Origin of the sequence: Peribacillus tepidiphilus (genome assembly GCF_009466385.1) — a bacterium.
GTDB lineage: Bacteria > Bacillota > Bacilli > Bacillales > DSM-1321 > Bacillus_BN > Bacillus_BN tepidiphilus.
In genome coordinates this window covers 50,518-70,031 of the sequence record NZ_WIAQ01000024.1, presented here as the reverse complement: position 1 = coordinate 70,031, position 19,514 = coordinate 50,518, and the positions used below count along the sequence as shown (strand labels likewise).

The window sequence follows — 19,514 nt, the reverse complement described above, 5'->3', positions numbered from 1 at the left end:
CCATTTAGAATGGAAAGATTAGTAATAAATCCTGCAGAAAGACAAAATCACTTCCCTGCAGGATTTAATTACTCTAGTATTTAGAATCTGGCCAAACTTTATGTTGGTATATTTCATGTTTAAAGTGTTACTGACCCGATAAGGGAATACATAACAATGGACTCCCTACTTCTTATTTGAACCTTTGCCATCCTTCGAACCTTTGTCTTTCTTATTTTCCTTGTCACCATGCGAGCCCTTGTCTTTCTTATTTTCCTTGTCGCCATGCGAGCCTTTGTCTTTCTTATTTTCCTTGTCGCCATGCGAACCTTTGTCTTTCTTATTTTCCTTGTCGCCATGCGAGCCTTCGTCTTTCTTTGAACCTGGGTCACTTTGCGAGCCTTTGTCTTTCTTTTTTTCCTTGTCACCATGCGAGCCCTTGTCTTTCTTATTTTCCTTGTCGCCATGCGAGCCTTTGTCTTTCTTTTTTTCCTTGTCGCCATGTGAGCCTATGTCTTTCTTATTTTCCTTGTCACCATGCGAGCCTTCGTCTTTCTTTGAACCTGGGTCACCATGCGAGCCCTTGTCTTTCTTATTTTCCTTGTCACCATGCGAGCCTTTGTCTTTCTTATTTTCCTTGTCGCCATGCGAGCCCTTGTCTTTCTTATTTTCCTTGTCACCATGCGAGCCTTTGTCTTTCTTATTTTCCTTGTCGCCATGCGAGCCTTTGTCTTTCTTATTTTCCTTGTCGCCATGCGAGCCTTTGTCTTTCTTATTTTCCTTGTCGCCATGTGAACCTTTGTCTTTCATACTAATTTCGGTCTTTAAATCATCTTCATCTTTTTCTATCGGATCGTTATCTAAATACTTAAAAAGACCATTCTGAATAGCTACCTCTAATAGATCATGATCAGTCACATTATTTTCCATTAATACCACACCCTAATAATAGTAATAAACAATATAATATATGTTAAATAACCATTATTTGTTAAGACCAAATGCGTATGAATTTGGAGTTCATACGCCTATTTTATGCCCATTTATTATCTTCATCGTTAAAACAGGCTATTGTCGTAGTACGTTGTCATTGTATGACACATATACATACAGGGAAATAGATTATAAGGAGGATAAGAAAGTATGAATAAAAAAATGATGCTTTCTTTATTGGGCGAAGTAATAAAGGTGAATCGAGGCGGACCAGAGTCACGTGTTGGAAAACTACTTGAAGTAAAGGATGACTTTTTTGTTATTTTAACAGAGCATGACGGTGTTGTTTTCTATAGACCGGAGCATGTTAAAAGCATTACATTAAATGCAAAAAATGGTTTTAAGTTTGATGTGTGTTTACCTCATGACTTCAAGTTTAAATCTGCGGCAAACTTTTTTAGCTTATTGGGAAAATTGCGCCACAAATGGGTGAAAATTAACCGTGGTGGCCCTGAGAAGGTAGAAGGGGTTCTTGATGGATTCAATGAAAATTTTGCAAGCATCATAAATAATGATGAAGTCATTCATGTTGATTTGTTTCATATCCGAAACATTAGCTTTGGAGAAAAAATAGAAAAACAGAAAGACGACGATTGCGATAAAAAAGACGATAGGAAAGATAAAAAAGACGATAAGAAAGATGAGAGTAGTTCATCAGAAGGTTGAGCTAAATAGACTTTTATAAATTGTCGCTTCTGTCAACTGGAAGCGACAAAGTCTTTAAAGCTTTTAAAATCAATTTCTACATTTGTCCCCAGATTACAGACTTTAAATTGTCCCATTGATCCTCTTAATGTAATCTTTGTTGATTACATGATTTCGAACTTCCATGAAAAAGATTGAATAGTCATAGTATGGTTATAGAGCTTAAAAAAATGCCTTCATTTGGGACAAGTATCTAATATTTTTTGGCGGTATTTATGATGAAAAATAATTTAAAAACTAGTTTGGTTCAACAAAAACTTCAAAGGAAGATTTCATATCATCTTTGTATATAAGCTAGAAACCTTCCTATAGAATAAACGTTTAGGAATAGAAACTCATTTTGAAGGGAGGGAAAGCTTATGTTTATGTTTATATACTTTACATTAGCTGGAGGAATTTTCTATTACTTGTTTATTAAACCGCCTCAACATACAAACGAAAATTTCAAAACATTACCAACCAATCAAAAGGCGGCCGAGGTGAATGCATAGTTCTCAACTTATTATTATAACAACGATTTTTTTATTTACCATCATACTCATGTTATGGAGACCATTTGGAATTAATGAAATAATCCCAACAAGTATTGGAGCAGCAATCGTATTAATTTACGGTATTGTTCCATGGAGTGATGTTTTAAATATCTTTGAGATTGTTAGGGGAGCCTCCTTAACTATTCTATCAACGATTATGATGTCTGTCGTTTTGGATAGCATCGGCTTTTTCAAATGGATTGCCACGAACATCATAACCCGTTCGAGGGGTTCGGGAATTAAACTTTTTGTCTATACAAATCTTTTATGCTTCTTTATGACAATGTTTTTTAATAATGACGGAAGTATTCTAATCACTACACCAATTATCATCCACATCGTACTGTTACTTAAACTAAAGCCTAATCAACAATTTCCCTATTTAATATCAGGTGCCTTAATTGCAACCGCAGCAAGTGCTCCTATTGCCGTCAGTAATATTTCAAATTTGATTGCCCTCAAAATCGTAGGTCTTAGTCTGAACAGTTACCTTCAAATGATGTTTATCCCCTCCATTCTAGGAATCATAACAATAGGCCTACTACTCTATTTATACTTCAAAAAAGAACTACCAGTAAAAATCTCTTCGACACCGGTTAAATGGAGAAATCAAACATCTCAGTTTGTATATTCACATCCATTTGATACGAAAAGAAAATCCGAACAAATTGATTGGCCTTTGTTTAAAGGCAGCATGCTACTAGTCATCGCAACCCGAGCAAGCTTTTTTATCTTCACTCCATTCGGTGTACCCTTAGAGGCGATTGGTCTAATCGGTGCTTTCTTACTAATCTTGTTAAGATGGTATCGGACAGGCAAAGGAATAACAGATATTATAAAGAAGACTCCATGGCATATCTTGTTATTCGCTTTTAATATGTATGTATTGGTTTATGGTTTAAAAAATGTTGGTTTAAATGATTTTATTGTAGAAAATTTAACAGGATTAATCTCAAACAATGCGCTAAATGCTACCTTTGTAATGGGAATCTTACTAACGATTCTATCAAATGTATTTAATAATCTCCCAGCCGTGATGATCGGTACCTTATCGATTGTTGAAATGGGACTAGATCCTGGTATTTTACAAATTGCTTATCTTGCCAATGTAATAGGAAGTGATATAGGCGCATTAATAACACCGGTTGGTACACTGGCCACACTGATTTGGATGTATATATTAAAAAAACACTCCGTCCCTATTTCTTGGAGAAAATATCTTCAAGTTACACTGTTAATCATCCCAATAGGCCTAATCATAAGCTTAATCAGCCTTTATTTATGGATAAGCATGCTGTTTATTTAGAAAGGGGGTACATTTTTGAATAAAATTATTCATCATTTAATAGGACAAACACTTAGTATTGAAGTGTCAGGAAAAAATATATTAAACGGAATTCTAATAGATGCTGGCAATGATGTGATTGTATTGTTTAATGGTATAGACTTTGTCTATATCCCTCTATTGCATATTCAAAATTTTAAAATTAGTCGAACCAATGAATATCAAATCATGCCTTCTACAGAACCGCCTACCATAGAAACAGAAGATGATTTGTCTTTACGAAAAGTCCTCACTTCTGCTAAGGGAATGTTCACAGAAATATATGTAACTGGAAATCAACGTATACAAGGATATATTACAAGCATCATGAATAACTATTTTGTCTTCAATTCTCCAGTCTATAAAACGATGTTTATAACATTAAATCATTTGAAGTGGCTCATCCCCTATTCCCAAAACCAGAAACCTTATGGTTTAAGCAATAAAGATCTGCCATACTCTCCATCAAATATTTCACTAGCAAGAACATTTGATGTTCAGTTAGAAAAACTAATTGGGGAATTAGTCATATTTAATATTGGTGAGCATTCGAACTTCATAGGGAAATTAAATAATATTGAAGATAACATTATAGAACTTCGTACAGCAAGGGAGGATCTCGTTTATTTAAACCTACAGCATATAAAAACCGTTCATCAAGCATAATTTTTGACATGCTTTCTAAATGGAAAAGCTGTATAAATCATAAGCTCAAGCTATTCGATAATAGTTTGAGCTTTTCATATTTTTTGATTTGCTTTAACTGTTTAATTCGAGCTAAATTGCTTGAAAAATTAACGTTACAATTAGGGTATGGTAGGCAAAATTCGGAGTTTTTTTATTGGGGAAGAACTTTTGGGTTCCACATAAAATAAAGCCAGCAAATCATTTTCGACTTGCTGGCTTCATAATCAATTGATTATTTAATTGGTTTTTTCAAGAATCCGATTAATAAAGCGGAAACAACAGATCCAACGATGATGGCTAATAAATACATGAACCAGCCGCCTTCTACAAGAGGTACAACAAACATTCCGCCATGTGGAGCACGGAGTCCGATTCCAAACATCATGGATAATGCACCTGCTACCGCTGATCCAGCCATGATAGATGGGATCACACGAACTGGGTCAGCTGCTGCAAATGGAATAGCCCCCTCTGTTATAAAGGATAATCCCATAATGTAGTTAGCCTTTCCAGCATCTATTTCTTGTTTCGTAAATTTGTTTCTAAAGAAGGTTGTTGCCAATGCGATGCCTAATGGAGGTACCATTCCTGCTGCCATTACAGCTGCCATTGGCTCATATACACCATTTGCCAATAATCCTGTACCAAATACATAGGCAGCTTTATTGACCGGACCTCCCATATCAAAGGCCATCATGAGTCCTAAAACAACCCCAAGTAAAACAGCATTTCCTGTTCCTAAACCTGATAACCATTCAGTTATGGCTGTATTTAGTGCACCCACTGGCTTGTTTACTACATATAACATGATAAATCCTGTTAAAGCAATTCCGAACAACGGATATAAAAGAATCGTTTTAATTCCTTCTAATGAAGCGGGGAGTCCAGCAAAAACTTTTTTCAATCCAACAACCAAGTAACCAGCTAAGAATCCTGCAATGATCCCGCCAAGGAAGCCTGCACCTCCGCTAGAAGCCAACATTCCTCCAACTGCACCAGCTGCAAACCCTGGACGATCGGCAATGCTCATGGCAATAAATGCTGCAAGGATCGGAACAATTAATCCGAACGCATTCCCACCACCAATAGTCATAAGAGCTTCAGCAATCGGATGATAGGATGGATCATCTGGTTTAAATGCGTTATAGCCAAACATGAATGAAATAGCAATCAAAATTCCTCCACCGACAACGAATGGAAGCATGTTTGATACACCGTTCATTAAGTGTTTGTAAATCATGGAACCCACTTTTTGATCTTTTTGTTCGGAAGCTTGGGAAACACCACCATCTCCCTTAAACAATGGAGCGTCTTGTTTTAACGCTCTTTCAATTAATTCTTGAGGTTTACGGATTCCGTCTGCGACTGCAGCTTGAATGACATGCTTACCCTTAAATCGGTTTGTTTCTACTTTCGTATCCGCTGCTATAATGACTGCGACAGCGTTTTCAATTTCTGAAGGAGTTAGGACATTTTTTGCTCCACCAGAACCGTTTGTCTCTACTTTTATATCTACACCCATTTCAGCTGCTTTTGCTTTTAAAGAATCAGCTGCCATATACGTATGAGCAATACCAGTCGGGCATGCTGTTACAGCTACGATAAATTGCTTTTTCCCTTCCATAGACTGATCTACAGACTCTTTTTCTTGATCATAGCTATCAATAATATGGAGTACTTCATTCTCTGTTGTTGCGTTCAATAGCTTCGTCCGAGCTTCCTCATTCATTAAGATCGTTGACAAGCGGGATAACGCTTCCAAATGAGTGTTATTTGCCCCCTCTGGAGCAGCGATCATGAAAAATAAGTGAGCTGGCTGACCATCAAGTGACTCATAATCCACACCATTTACTGATTTACCAAATGCAATGGCTGCTTCTTTTACAGCTGTTGTTTTGGCATGTGGAATAGCAATACCTTCACCAATTCCAGTTGTACTTTGTTCTTCTCTTTTTAAAATAGCTTGCTTAAATTGATTACGGTCTGTTAATTTCCCTGCTTTTTCCAGTACCGAAACAAGCTCTTCAATGACATCTTGTTTTTTTTGACCTTTTATGGACAGAGTAATCGTTTTTCTAGTTAACAGCTCTGTAATTCTCATGGTCTTTCTCCTCTCTTTAAGCAGGGGGATATCCCCCCGCTAAATCATGCTCCTCTTTACTGAATATCAACCAATTTTACTTGTGGTACTAGTTCTTCTACTTTTTCTTTCGTACATAGCCCGATCGAGAATGCAGTTGCACTTCCTGAGGCTACACTGTAACGAAAAGCTTCTCTTACATTTTTTGTTTTTTCATAGATTGCTAGAAACCCAGCAACCATTGAATCCCCAGCACCTACGGAACTTTGCATTTTTCCTTTTGGTACACTAGCCATCAAAGTTAGTTCTTTATTGATCAATACAGCCCCTTTTTCAGCGAGTGAAACGATGACATTTTCAGCACCCATTTCGACCAGTTTTTTCCCGTATGGAATCACTTCTTCACAAGTTGAAATCGAAGTATTAAATAACTCACCTAACTCATGGTGATTCGGCTTTACTAAAAACGGTTTATAAGGAAGAACATTTTTCAATAAATCTCCTTCTGCATCTACCACGAACTTTGTTCCGTTTTCATTACAGATTTTAACGAGTTCTTCATAGGTAGTAGCTGGCATCGTAGAAGGAATGCTCCCTGCAAGGACTAATAAATCTTCACTTGTCAGTTTTCGAATGTTCTCCTTTAAAGCTTCAAAATCAGCCTCAGTAATATTCGGTCCTTTTCCATTAATTTCTGTTTCAATTTCAGACTTTAACTTAACGTTTATACGTGTATCTCCATTTACTTGTACAAAACCCGTTTCGATTTGTTCGTTTTTTAGGTAATTATTAATGTATTCACCGGTAAAGCCTCCAATAAATCCAAGACATTTACTGTTCATATCCAATCTTTTCAACACTCTGGAGACGTTTATTCCTTTTCCACCCGGGAATTTGGTATCATTTTTTGTTCGGTTAAGTCCTCCTAAAATGACTTGATCTAATTCAACAATATAGTCTACTGATGGATTTAACGTTAATGTGTATATCATGATGTCACGACCTTAATTGTGGTTTTGCTCATATATTGTTCTTTTGTCTCTGGATCTAATTCATTTGTAATAATGGTTGCTTCATGCAGGTCCACAATTTTGGCAAAAGCAATTTCAGAAAACTTCGAGTCGTCACTCAGAACAAAAGCTTCTCGTGATAAAGAAATCGCTAATTGCTTAATCATGGCTTCCTCTTGATCTGGAGTTGTATACCCAAACTGTGAATGAATGCCGTTTACTCCCATGAAGCATTTATCAAAGCGATAATGTTCAAGACTTGCTAATGCACCTCGTCCGATAATCGCGTTTGTTTTTTGCTTCGCATATCCACCTATTAAATAGGTAGTAATGTTTCTTTCCAACAAAGGGTTTATATGCATTAATCCATTTGTTACAACAACGATGTCTTTCGGAAGGAAAGGAATGATTTCCATGACAGTGGACCCAGCATCTAAATAGATGCAATCTCCTTCTTCCACCAAACTTGCAGCATATTGAGCAATTTGTCGTTTTGGTTGAAGGTTTTTGGTGGATTTTTCTGTCATGCTCGGTTCTGAAAGCTTTCCTTGCAATCTTGCTGCTCCACCGTGAATTCTTTTTAAAAACTTTCCCTGCTCTAATTGAGTTAGATCTCGGCGGATTGTGGATTCAGATGTTTGCGTTAAGTCGACCAGTTCTTGAATTTTTACAATGCTCTTTTCTTTCAACAGCTGTAAAATCAAACGATGACGTTCGGGTGTTAACACTCCCTCACCTCCTTAACGGCAATCCTTTTATGTTTGTATTCATTGTACTGCAACCGATTTCAAAAATCAATCAAATTCTTTCATTTTCTATCAATAACAATCAAAAACTATCAATAACATTCACGAAAAATGATAGAGTTCAAGAGATGGTTCAATAACATGTAATACGTTTTTTCTGATGATCAAAAAGTCTAAGGGCCAGTCCGACTAGCATTGCATGACTAATAAAAAAAAACTCCTATTGTAGAAGTTGTTGACCTTGTATGGTTCCCTACAACATACAAGACTTCTACAAAGGAGTTTTTCTAATAAAAGAAAAGTATAGGTCCAAAATGATTTTTCTGGAGGTTCCTAAGCATTATAACCTTCATCAATCATTTCATAATCATCGGATCATGAACAACTGCTTCATCTACTTCTGTTTTTTCAGAACTTCCATTTTCAATAATCTCTGTTTCTTCAGAGCTACCATCTTTAACGATTTCTGTTTCTGATGGATTACCAGAATTCCCTGTGCTCTTATCTCCTATTTCCTGCTCTTTCTCATCCGTTTCTTGATTGGAAAGGGTCAGCATGGCTCCCTTTTTTTGCGCAATCGAAGCATCAAGCGTCTTAACTGGTAAGAAAAAGCCATTAATATATTATAAAATATCTGATTTGTAAAATATATTCAAAATATGACTGACGGCATTACAGCAATTGGCGGTCTTCAATCCGCCAATCAATTAAAAGAATGATTAGCCGATTCAGCCTTTCGGTAATTTTTACAATAGGGACAGAGGGCACCGTTAACTTTAGGAAAAAGGAAACAGGTATAAAACGGTTACATAAAAAAAGAAAGACTGTTAAACAATAGTAACGCTCGGTCAAAGTTTTATTATGAGGTGATGGAATGAAGGTATGGTCTACGTTTTTAATCTGTATATGTTTGCTATTTACGTTTCACTTACCTGTTCAAGCGCAAAAAATTGCCATCCCAAAACAAGTAGTAAATATCAAGCGTGCCGCAAACATAAAGAATTTAGTTAATGGTTCAACATTAATTGCTTATGGTTGGTACGATACTTCTTATAAGAGACAGCCGTTAAAAAAATCTGTACAAGAGGGGCAGCTCGTCAATTTTGTACAAAACTTTCATGTCGACAAATATTTAAAGGGAACCAGTGGCCGAATCATCACCGTGTTATCAACCGGAATTGAACCCCTTCCTCTTCCATTAAATCCTATTAATAAGATATACCCAGGACCGATGGGTGAGGGTCGATATGTAAGCTTTCTAAAACCTGTTCCAGGAACAAAAATTTATACCATTGTCGGGGGATGGCAAGGAGTTTACCCTGTTTACGAAGGAAAAACCATTACCCTTGAAGAAGAAGGTTTTCCAGAGTTAAATGAATTAACGCTCAGACAATTCGAAGCAAAAATCAAATCGTACTGAAAACTAATTTGGGTGTCAGGCACCACAGAAATACAATTGTCCATTTCGGGTGTCAGGCACCGTATAAAGGCACCGTAAAAATACAAGAAAACAGCTCTCAAAACATGATGTTCTAGATAGATCTCCAATCTGAATTTTATGCTTCTATTATTCAAAATAAAGAGCTACACTTATCTTGAAAGGATGATAAGAACAAACCTTATGTACCGCTGATTTTCCATTAAACATACATACGGGGAGGAAATGAAATGGGGAAAACACCAGAAGCCTTTATTTTTGATTTAGATGGAGTCATTACCGATACAGCTGAGTATCATTTTTTAGCTTGGAAAGCTTTAGCAAACGAACTTGGAATTGATTTTGACAGAGATTTTAATGAAAAACTAAAGGGTGTCAGCCGTATGGATTCTTTAGACCTCATCTTAGAGCATGGAGGTAAGAGAGAACACTTTACACCTGAAGATAAAGAAAAATTTGCAGCTCAAAAGAATAACCATTATAAAGAACTTATTAAAAACATAACCCCTAACGATGTTTTACCAGGAATCAAAACTTTTATCGAGGAAATAAAGAAGAACGGTTTCAAAATTGGATTGGCATCTGCTAGTAAAAACGCCTTTGCTGTAGTGGATTCTCTGGGATTGACCGAATCATTTGATACAATTGTGGATTCAGCGAAAATTTCTAAAGGTAAGCCAGATCCTGAAATATTCCTCACTGCCGCAAAACAGCTAGGTGTAAAGCCAGAGCAATGTATTGGAATCGAAGACGCAGCTAGCGGGGTAGACGCGATCAACTCAGCAGGAATGTTCTCTGTTGGAGTAGGGGACCATGAGATACTATCACACGCAAACTTAGTTTTTTCTTCCACGTCCGAATTACAATTAAAAACGATTCTAAAAGCTTTTAATGAAAACGCTTCAATTAGCGAGCCCATAGAGGCGTAGTGCAACCTATATCCGAATCCTAATTCCAGCGCCAATCTATCAAAAAATAAGATCAAACCCAATCAAAAGGTTTGATCTTATTTTTCTTATATATTTTCTAATTGAACTTCAATAGGTTCCTGAATCTTCACTTGATATTCTTTATCATAAATTTTCACTAATAAATCTTCCCCTTCTTCTAGTTGGAAGATAGCACTATTTTTCCCAATGGAAACTCGAAGCAAACGTCCTTCATACTGTAGAGTGAACGTAAAAGACTCCCACTGTCTTGGAATGGAGGGGTGAAAAGAGATGCCTGATTCCTTAATACGGAGTCCTGCAAAGCCAAAGACGATCGCCATCCAAGTTCCACCCATATTGGCCATATGGAGGCCATCCTTTGTGTTGCCATGTGTATTATCAAGGTCTAGACGAGCCGTTTCGATGAAATAATCATACGCTTTGTCATAGTAGCCTACTTTTGAAGCCATAATGCTGAACACGCATGACGATAAGGATGAATCATGTGTTGTCACTTTTTCATAGTAATCAAATGAGTCTTTAATGACGGAGAAATCTTGTTCATCCTCTAATAAAAAGTGGGCAAGAACCGTATCCGCCTGTTTACACACTTGATAACGATATAAGGTTAACGGGTGATAATGTAATAGTAACGGATAATGATCTTCTGGCGTATTTTCAAAATCCCACACTTCCTTTTGAATGAATGTATCATCCTGTGGGTTAATATTTAACTTTTCGTCATAAGGCAAATACATATGTTCAGCTGCTTTCTTCCAATCAACAGCCTCGTGATCATCTAACAGAATCTTTTCTTTAAGCTCATGGAATCGATCAGGATCATGTTCTTTTAAAATATCATACGCTTTTGCAGCCCAAGTTAAGTTGTACTTGGCCATTACGTTTGTGTAATAATTGTTATTTACAATACACGTATATTCATCTGGACCTGTCACTGCGTCAATTTTAAACCTGCCCTCATGAAAGTGACCTGTATCCATCCAAAGACGAGCTGTTTCCATCAGCAGTTCAGCACCGTAATGTGTCAAAAATTCAAAGTCTTTCGTCACCAAATAGTACTGAATATAGCTATAGGCAATATCGGCACTTATATGATACTGAGCAGTTCCCGCTGGAAAAAAAGCTGAACACTCTGTTCCAGAAATCGTTCTCCATGGAAATAAAGCTCCTTGCTTATGTCCCATTTCTCTTGCACGTTCTCTTGCTCCATCTAAAATGGAATAACGATAAAGGAGAAGCTGCTTGGCCAACTCAGGCTTTGTCATTAGAAAAACAGGAACCATATAAATTTCCGTGTCCCAGAAATAATGGCCTTCATACCCTTCACCAGACAAACCTTTTGCAGCGATATTAGAGTACTTGTCTCTACCAGCTGATTGAAGCAAATGATAAAGATTAAAGCGTATTCCCTCTTGAAGCTTGTCATCACCTGTAATCTGAATATCTGCATACCGCCAAAAATCATTCAAATAAGCTTCTTGTTCAAGTAAAATTTCATCAAACGTTTTATTCCTTAAGGAGTATTGAATTTCAAGTGCTTTTTGAAGAGGTTGATTCCCATGCCGTAAAGTATCTGTAAAAATGCTTGTTTTCGTCAATGTGATCGGCTGCTTTAAATCAAAGGTAATTGTTGTCTCAATCGATTTCTCCTTTTGAACATGATTCATATCACCGTAGGTTCCTAGTCGATGTGACACAGCACAGGCCGCTTTTAGCTTAGAACGGTAAGCTTCAACTTCAACTGCTGCTATATCGTTTTCAAGTTTCACATTGGTTACTTCTAATCTTTTTGCATGTCCCGATGCAACCCGGGGGTCATTTTTATCAACGAAATTTGAAACATCTCCATTGATTGTCGAAAAAATTTTAACCGTTCCTGTATAATTCACCGGTTCAATATGAACCTCTTGAATAAAAAGCTCTAAATATGTAAAGGAAACAATCCGTTTAAAACGAAGCTTTACTTCCATACCTGAAGGAGAGCGCCAATGGATGACTCTCTCAGAATATCCTTTATTTAAATGGAGCTTGCGTTCATAGGATAATATTTCTCCTTCTTCGGAAAAAAGAGAAAACCACTCTTCTTTTCCATCATGGACTAGGGCTATTTTGATCGTTTGACTATCGATGATATTTAAAAGCTTTTGTTGTGTTTCCGGAAAGGCATATAGCTTTTCCCCATATGATAGATCGATGATATCGTGAAAGGCATTTAAATAGGTTCCACGAATCGTTTTTACCTCTTCATCATACCCTTCTTCAAAGTTTCCTCTAATACCTAAATAGCCATTTCCTGTGAAAAACAGGCTTTCTTCTGTTAAGAGGTCTTCCACCTTTAAGCTATTTGATTGAATGGTCCAAGTCATAAAAAACACCTCTACCTCTTTATTCTTGGCTCTTTTAGCATAGATTGTTGTTTTCAGACTATAAAGTTTGCCCGTTGATTGCAGCGAGAAGCACTTGCTTTCCGCGGTCGGGGATGTCACTCCTCGGCGTTACCGCCTGTGGGGTCTCCCACTTCCCTCTTTTTCCCGCAGGACATTGAATAAGCTTCCTCGAATAAACACCGCACGAAGGAAATGCGAATGCATTTTCGAGGAGTCAAGTACCCTCCGCTACAATCAACTCAGACAGTTATTATTAAATTACACGAATAAGGAACAAACTTTACGAAAACAGCCCTATTCTTTAACACCACCAGATGTTAATCCCGATACAATTTGTTTTTGGAAGAAAAGAACAATAATCAATGTAGGAATCGTAACAATGGCTGTAGCTGCCGCTACTTCACCCCACAAAATTTCAAACTGAGTTCTCAAAAAAGAAATTCCAACCGGTACAGTGTGATACTTTTGATTTGAATTCAATGTGATGGTTAATAAAAATTCATTCCAAGCAGCAATAAAAGTGATGATAGCCGTTGTAAAAACCCCTGGAGCTGCAAGTGGAAAAACAATCTTAAATAGGGTTTGGAAAGGTGTTGCTCCATCGATACGGGCTGACTCTTCTAATGCCAATGGTATTTGATTAAAATGAGTCACCAAAATCCAGACTGCCATCGGAAGAGTGATGGTTGAATAAGGTAAGACAATCGCATAACTATTTAATAAATCTAAATCTAAAAATAGGTTATAAACAGGACCCGTAATGATCATTTGCGGGAACATAGATACGGCTAAAATCAGACCAAGTATGATATTCTTCCCTTTAAATTCAAAACGAGAAATAGCATAGGCGGTAAATGTCGCTACGATAATCACATATACCGTTGTTACGGATGCAACAATCAAGCTGTTCTTTATAGCATTCAATATGCCTTTTTCAAGGAGAACAATGATATAGTTTTTTAACGTTGGAGCATCCGGAATGATTCTAAAGGCACCTTCGCCAAAAATTTCTCCTGACGTTTTAAAGGAGGTTACAAAGATCCAGAAAAACGGGAAGACCATGGCAAACAAATAGACAACGACGAAAATTCCAAATGTAATCCAAAGCTTTCGTTTTGAAGCTTCCATTTGAACCCCTCCTTTAATTTTTCTCCAATAAGTTAGCTCCGAGAATTTTCACAAACAGAATCGCAATCAAAGCAACACATACGAACATGAGCATGACAATGACGGACCCATAGCCAAAGTTTGTTTGAGCAAACATCACCTTATATGTGTAGATCGATAACGTTTCGGTTGCACCTCCAGGTCCGCCACCCGTTAAAACGTATATCAAGTCAAATACTCGAAATGCATCAAGAGTACGGAATAATAAAGCCACCAAAATAGAAGGTTTTAATAAAGGCAATGTGACACGGAAAAACGTCTGAATTTTATTCGCTCCATCAATGGAGGCAGCCTCATATAAAGACTTAGGAATATTTTGCAGCCCTGCAAGAAGGAGAAGAGCCATATAAGGTGTCGTTTTCCAAACGTCTGCTAAAATAGTAGAAAACATGGCACCAGCACCTGTAAGCAGCAAATTTCTAGAATCCTCTACCAGCCCAATGTTTTCAAAGAAATGAGCAACAATCCCGCTGCTGCCGTCATATAGGTAACTCCACATGAGTGCGGCCACAGCCGTAGGAATAGCCCATGGAATAAGAGACGTTGTACGAATGAACCCTTGGCCAAAGATGGCTTTATTTAAGATGAGGGCCAATCCTAAACCAAGAATAAGCTCAAGAAAAACAGAAACCACTGTAAAAAGGATCGTATTTCCTAATGCAATTCCAATCCGTTCATCAGTAAGTGCTTTTTTATAGCCTTTTAAGCCAATAAAGTTTGAGGGAATAATACTGTGATCTAAGTCTTTAATTAGAGCAGGCAGGTCTTCTTTATGGATCAGGTCGTATTTCTCATTTAATTCGTCAATAAGGGTAGAAGCATCTGCATGGAGCTTTTCAATATCATCTCTTTGCTCCTTACTAATGGTAATAACACCTTTTTCATCTTGAAACTGCTTTCCAGCCTCATCAACCCGGCTTATCATTTTTGTTACTTGATCTTTGTCCTCTGAATCGGTTATGTTTTCTAGATCTTCATCTAAAAACATCGATACATATAACGTAGTTTCATTAAATAAATCCACATTAAAACGTTCCTTCAAATAGAGTCCTGCTTTTTGCTGATTATTTAATTGGTAGTCAAAAAACGTATAAGTAAAGGACTGTATCACTGGCCATAAGGAGAAAACTCCTAATAAGAAGAGAGTCGGCAATATGAATAGAAACCCCTTAAAACCAAGTTTTTTCATTGTTCTCACCCTTTCATATAGAAGAGCTTTCCAGATAAAAAGGCTCTAATTTTGTTATTAGAGCCTTTTTATTTAGGAAGAAAAATCGCTTACATTTTACTACTCCGTTTTTGCAGCTTCTTCAATCGCTTTTGCAGCGGTATCCAAGCCTTCACCAGAGCTTAAATATTTATGAGCTTGAACCTGGATTGTATCAGATACTTTAGAATAATCCGGTGATACAGGACGAGCAATCGTTGATTTTAAAGCATTTTGGAAGCCTTCATAAGAAAGCATATCATTTGCCGACTTTACTTCGTCATTTTCTAATAGAGCGTTATATCCAGGAAGGTATCCGCCTTTTGTAGACATGATTTTTTGGCCTTCTTCACCAGCTGCGAATTGGATAAATTCCCATGCTCCATCAAGATTTTTAGAATTTTTATTAATACTTAACAGCCAACCACCAACAGCCCCTCCATTTGGAAGCGGAGCAATTCCTACTTGATCAACTTTTACCGATACTCCTTCTTCTTGCCCTTTAATTCGACCGAATTGATATGGCCAGTTACGAGCAAAAACCGCTTTACCTTGCTCAAACGATGTATGAGTCTCTCCTTCCGTGTAGTTCAAAATATTTTTTGGAGTGAAAGGAGCCTTTACAAATTTATGCATGGTTTCAAGTCCACCAGCTACATCTGCAAATGATTTTGTGAATTCGGTTACATTTACGGTCAAGCCTTCGTATTGTTTAGATTGATAGACAAATCCGGATTCTGTTCCACCTTGACCCGTATATTTTTCTGCCATGGCATATAAGTCATCATACGTATAGTTACCGCTTTCAAGTTTTGCCGCATCTTCTTGACTTACAATGTCTTTGCGGTAATACAATAAGCCTAAATCAGGGAAGAATGGCAACGTATATTGTTTTCCTTTAAAATTACCGGACGCCATAGATCCCGCGTTGAAATCCTCTTTGTTTAGGCCTGCTTCTTTCATTCGTACATCAATTGGTTCAAGGTAGCCAGCGCCCGCAAATTCTCCTGCCCATACAACATCTAGAGACATAATGTCATATTCACTAGAACCACTAGAAAGAGAATTTAATAATTGATCATGCATCTGAGCAGAGTCGTTCGTCATTTCTACCCATTCCACATCATATTTATCATTTTGCTTGTTAAATTCATCAATTAATGCTTTAGTAGCAGGAGTGTTATCATTTTGTGCAGCAAACTTTAGCACAATCTGCTCTTCTGTTCCAGTACCTTTAGTACCTTCGTTCTTTTCTTTTGCTGCATCCTTATCGTTGTTACAGCCAACTAATGCTACACTTGTAGCTAATGATAGCGCTATCAATTTTGACTTCCAGCGTTTCATGAATGATTCCCCCTTTTACATTGTTTAATTGAATTTTAGTAATTAGCGTTCTACAATTATATTAAAAATATTATGTTTTTAATAAATTCTTAATGTAAAAGAGTGATAATTTATGACAAAGCCAAACATTCAAATTCATATTATTAAGAAATTTATGCAAACTCGTATCAAAAATCAACAAAATTTTTATTTCCATCCATCTTATTCACTAGAACAAAAATTATTAAATTCTATTTCCCGTGGTGATATTGAAACTGCTGAACAAACCCTTAATGAAATAAACAAATTAGAAAGGGCCAAACTTTCCAAAGATACAATACGATCTTTGAAAAACTCGTTAATTTGCTCTTGTACATTATTCACTCGTGCTATTATTAAAGGCGGAGTTGATCCAGAAAATGCTTTCAATTTAAGTGATGTTGTCATTCAACAAATTGAAGAAACGAATGACCCATATGATTTAGAGCAGCTAGAATATGAAATGCTTCACACCTTTATCAAGGCACTTCATGATGTAAAAAGGCCTTCCTATCAATTTGTTGTGAATAAAGCCATTGCGTTTATTCATCAAGAAATTCTGAATGACCTCTCACTTGAAAGAATCGCTGAATATGTACAAGTACACCCAAGTTACTTATCTAAAGTATTTAAGAAAGAAGTGGGTTATAGTTTAACAGAATACATTAGTAAAAAGAGAATAGAAGACTCAAAGTATTTTTTGATTCACAGCAATTCTCCTATATCTGACATTTCCAATTTATTCAGGTTTTGTAACCAGAGCTACTATACATCCCTGTTTAAAAAATACACGGATCTGACACCGAAACAATATCGGCAATTATACAGTGAAAACGTATCTCTTACGGATGAAATGTTATATGGTAAGAAAATTTGAAAAGGCTTTCATTTTGATTTGGATTACCTTGGGTGTCAGGCATCATCCAGAAATTTGGAAAATTATAAAATTGAGAACATTCCCCGTCACCATTCACCATGATTGATTTTTCATTAGAGCAACTCCCTGTTCCCTCTCTAACAATCTAAAAAAGAAACATTTTTTAGTATATACGTAAAAGGGGGACAGGTTTCATTAAAGGGAGGAAACTCTTCGTAAAAGAGAGGTGTCTATGGATGTGACGATGATTGTCATAAGCTGGATTATGAACTGTGCATCTATCAATCTAAACAACTTCATGTCCCCATTTTTTTAAAGCATTTTTATGAAACTCAAAATTATGAAGAAAAGACTCTGTTAAAAGCTCACCGAAAATCACTTATCATATGGTGTATGGGTATGTTAGCAATGATTGGTAGTGGTATGGGAAAATATGCAGGTTTGTCATCCTCCGAGCAGTCGATGAATGACATTTTTGCGAAAATAGCAATGGTGAACTAGTAAGCGGCGAGATTAGCATTACCATGGCCGGAATGTTTATTTTACAGCTGTTATTTTTGGTCATCGGTACAGCAATCGCATCTATAAGCAAAAAACCAAAAAAGGCCACCTCTATATCTGCCGGAATCGTTTTGATCACCTATGTATTATCGATTGCAATTGATCTGAATGACAAAATTGAAAACTTAAAATACCTGACCCCGTTAAATATTTTGAAGCCAAAAATATGATGTACGGCGGAGGCTTTGATACGGTTTTTGTCATATTGTCGGTTCTCATAATTGTCGTGCTAACCATCGTTACTTATGTATTTTACAAAAAACGTGATTTACAAATATAAGTGACAGATCCTTGTCTTTATACTATTTATGGCGCCTAACCCACCATCATTGCATGAACGTAAATAACTAGATAAAAAATATGTTCGAAAATGAAAAAACTCCTATTGCAGAAGGTGTTGACCTTGTATGGTTCCTTACATCATACAAGTCTTCTACAAAGGAGTTTTCTTAGTACTCACGAATACTTCCTATTACATCTTTTCACACCTATACATGAAAATGAAGACTCTCCATCTAGCAATCTTTCGACAAAATCTATCAAACTTCGGGTGGTGACAGTCAACTAAACCCTGCAAAAAACGGGCGGTGACTGTACACCGCCCGAAGTTCCCGTTATTTTAAATCTTCAATGGAGTTAATATCCATATACGCAGGGACTACTAGACCAAGTTTTGTTCCTGTTAGGTTTTGGCCTAAATCTTCGAATTTTCCTTCATACTTTTCATAGTAGTCAGCGTGGGTGGATGGTAACCAGCCGGCAACGTGAGCATCTAAGCTTCCATCCGCCACTCCTGTCCACATTGGTCCTGCTTCTACTTGACGAAGTGTGACTTGGTAGCCTAGGTCTGTTAAGACTTTTCCAATGACATTGGTACTGGCAATCTCACTATCCCACGCAACATAACCGAGTGTGATTTTATCGCCGGATACTTTGTTGGCGCCGTTTGTCCATTCGGCTACCTTATCAGCATGATCTTTTACCCATTTCGCTGCAGCATCTTCTGGGGAGTCTCCAGCTTGGATATTATTCATCACAACTGCCATATCTTCTGCCGTCCAATTGAATTGGTCAAGAACTATGTATGCATCCGGCAGATCGTTTTTTAAACCTTTCCTTACAATGGTATTTATGGTTTCTTCTTTCCCAAAAACGCCATTTGGATCGTCTAGGTATTTTAAATCTAATTTAGCGAACATCCAATGAGGAGTCCATCCTGTTACGATAATCGGTTCTTTTTTGTCATACGCTTTTTTTAGAGCAGCTGTCATCGCGGCACTTGAACCTTCCACAAGTGTCCAATCGTCTAAACCATATTCATCGATGACTTTGGCAGTAGCCTTCATAAGGCCGGCACCTGGGTCAATCCCGACAATTTTGTGGTCTACGCTGTCACCTACTGAGGAAGAGGCACCTTCTTCATCCTTACTTGTTTTGTCTGAGCCGCAAGCGGCAAGTCCTACTGTCAATAATGCAGCAAACAGCATGAGCATCCATTTCTTCATCAT

At 37.1% G+C, this 19,514-nt stretch carries 18 protein-coding genes; 8 read left to right on the top strand and 10 right to left on the bottom strand.

Annotated features, from left to right (window positions below):
- Positions 1-165: 165 nt before the first annotated feature.
- Positions 166-909 (bottom strand): hypothetical protein, encoded by a 744-nt coding sequence (locus GD441_RS17485; RefSeq protein WP_153126834.1) that lies wholly within the window; start codon positions 907-909, stop codon positions 166-168.
- A 213-nt stretch (positions 910-1,122) separates the two neighbouring features.
- On the opposite strand from GD441_RS17485, the gene GD441_RS12850 reads away from it, so the two are divergent.
- The 4 genes from GD441_RS12850 to GD441_RS12840 all read left to right on the top strand — a co-directional run bounded on the left by GD441_RS12850 (position 1,123) and on the right by GD441_RS12840 (position 4,200).
- Complete coding sequence (locus GD441_RS12850) at positions 1,123-1,638, top strand: hypothetical protein (RefSeq protein ID WP_153126833.1); 516 nt, start codon at positions 1,123-1,125, stop codon at positions 1,636-1,638.
- Positions 1,639-2,036: 398 nt separating this feature from the next.
- A complete protein-coding gene (locus tag GD441_RS17480; protein WP_263862448.1) occupies positions 2,037-2,168 on the top strand; it encodes a hypothetical protein in 132 nt (43 codons plus the stop codon).
- Positions 2,161-3,516: an arsenic transporter gene (locus GD441_RS12845; protein WP_153126832.1), complete on the top strand. Its 1,356-nt coding sequence runs from the start codon at positions 2,161-2,163 to the stop codon at positions 3,514-3,516. Before GD441_RS17480 ends, GD441_RS12845 begins: the two co-directional genes overlap by 8 nt.
- 15 nt (positions 3,517-3,531) lie before the next feature.
- Positions 3,532-4,200, top strand: a complete 669-nt coding sequence (locus GD441_RS12840) for a DUF2642 domain-containing protein (protein ID WP_153126831.1) — start codon at positions 3,532-3,534, stop codon at positions 4,198-4,200.
- Positions 4,201-4,453: 253 nt separating this feature from the next.
- Here GD441_RS12840 and GD441_RS12835 read toward each other — a convergent pair whose 3' ends face one another.
- From GD441_RS12835 to GD441_RS12820, 4 genes are all read right to left on the bottom strand, one after another.
- Positions 4,454-6,322, bottom strand: coding sequence for a PTS fructose transporter subunit IIABC (locus GD441_RS12835; protein WP_153126830.1), 1,869 nt, complete (start codon positions 6,320-6,322; stop codon positions 4,454-4,456).
- Between the two features lie 56 nt (positions 6,323-6,378).
- Entirely contained in the window at positions 6,379-7,293 is a 915-nt protein-coding gene (pfkB, locus tag GD441_RS12830; protein WP_153126829.1) for a 1-phosphofructokinase, read from the bottom strand.
- Positions 7,290-8,039, bottom strand: a complete 750-nt coding sequence (locus GD441_RS12825; protein ID WP_153126828.1) for a DeoR/GlpR family DNA-binding transcription regulator — start codon at positions 8,037-8,039, stop codon at positions 7,290-7,292. The genes pfkB and GD441_RS12825 overlap by 4 nt, the downstream gene beginning before the upstream one ends.
- Positions 8,040-8,413: 374 nt before the next feature.
- Positions 8,414-8,614: a hypothetical protein gene (locus tag GD441_RS12820; RefSeq protein WP_338091711.1), complete on the bottom strand. Its 201-nt coding sequence runs from the start codon at positions 8,612-8,614 to the stop codon at positions 8,414-8,416.
- Between the two features lie 317 nt (positions 8,615-8,931).
- Between GD441_RS12820 and GD441_RS12815 the strand changes: the two genes are divergently transcribed.
- Both GD441_RS12815 and pgmB read left to right on the top strand, forming a co-directional pair.
- Positions 8,932-9,477 (top strand): hypothetical protein, encoded by a 546-nt coding sequence (locus GD441_RS12815; protein ID WP_153126826.1) that lies wholly within the window; start codon positions 8,932-8,934, stop codon positions 9,475-9,477.
- Between the two features lie 248 nt (positions 9,478-9,725).
- Positions 9,726-10,424, top strand: a complete 699-nt coding sequence (gene pgmB, locus GD441_RS12810) for a beta-phosphoglucomutase (protein ID WP_153126825.1) — start codon at positions 9,726-9,728, stop codon at positions 10,422-10,424.
- An 86-nt stretch (positions 10,425-10,510) separates the two neighbouring features.
- On the opposite strand, the gene GD441_RS12805 is transcribed toward pgmB, so the two are convergent.
- From GD441_RS12805 to GD441_RS12790, 4 genes are all read right to left on the bottom strand, one after another.
- Positions 10,511-12,811, bottom strand: a complete 2,301-nt coding sequence (locus tag GD441_RS12805) for a glycoside hydrolase family 65 protein (protein ID WP_153126824.1) — start codon at positions 12,809-12,811, stop codon at positions 10,511-10,513.
- A 315-nt stretch (positions 12,812-13,126) separates the two neighbouring features.
- The gene (locus GD441_RS12800) at positions 13,127-13,960 is read right to left on the bottom strand and encodes a carbohydrate ABC transporter permease (RefSeq protein WP_153126823.1); all 834 of its coding nucleotides are present in this window, start codon (positions 13,958-13,960) and stop codon (positions 13,127-13,129) included.
- Positions 13,961-13,973: 13 nt separating this feature from the next.
- On the bottom strand, positions 13,974-15,188 hold the full coding sequence (locus GD441_RS12795) for a carbohydrate ABC transporter permease (RefSeq protein ID WP_153126822.1): 1,215 nt from the start codon (positions 15,186-15,188) through the stop codon (positions 13,974-13,976).
- 99 nt (positions 15,189-15,287) lie between these two features.
- Entirely contained in the window at positions 15,288-16,550 is a 1,263-nt protein-coding gene (locus GD441_RS12790; protein ID WP_153126821.1) for an extracellular solute-binding protein, read from the bottom strand.
- 112 nt (positions 16,551-16,662) lie between these two features.
- Between GD441_RS12790 and GD441_RS12785 the strand changes: the two genes are divergently transcribed.
- The gene (locus GD441_RS12785) at positions 16,663-17,445 is read left to right on the top strand and encodes an AraC family transcriptional regulator (protein ID WP_153126820.1); all 783 of its coding nucleotides are present in this window, start codon (positions 16,663-16,665) and stop codon (positions 17,443-17,445) included.
- 524 nt (positions 17,446-17,969) lie between these two features.
- Positions 17,970-18,176, top strand: a complete 207-nt coding sequence (locus GD441_RS17260) for a hypothetical protein (protein WP_225434230.1) — start codon at positions 17,970-17,972, stop codon at positions 18,174-18,176.
- Positions 18,177-18,620: 444 nt separating this feature from the next.
- On the opposite strand, the gene GD441_RS12775 is transcribed toward GD441_RS17260, so the two are convergent.
- Positions 18,621-19,514 (bottom strand): glycine betaine ABC transporter substrate-binding protein, encoded by an 894-nt coding sequence (locus tag GD441_RS12775; RefSeq protein WP_153126819.1) that lies wholly within the window; start codon positions 19,512-19,514, stop codon positions 18,621-18,623.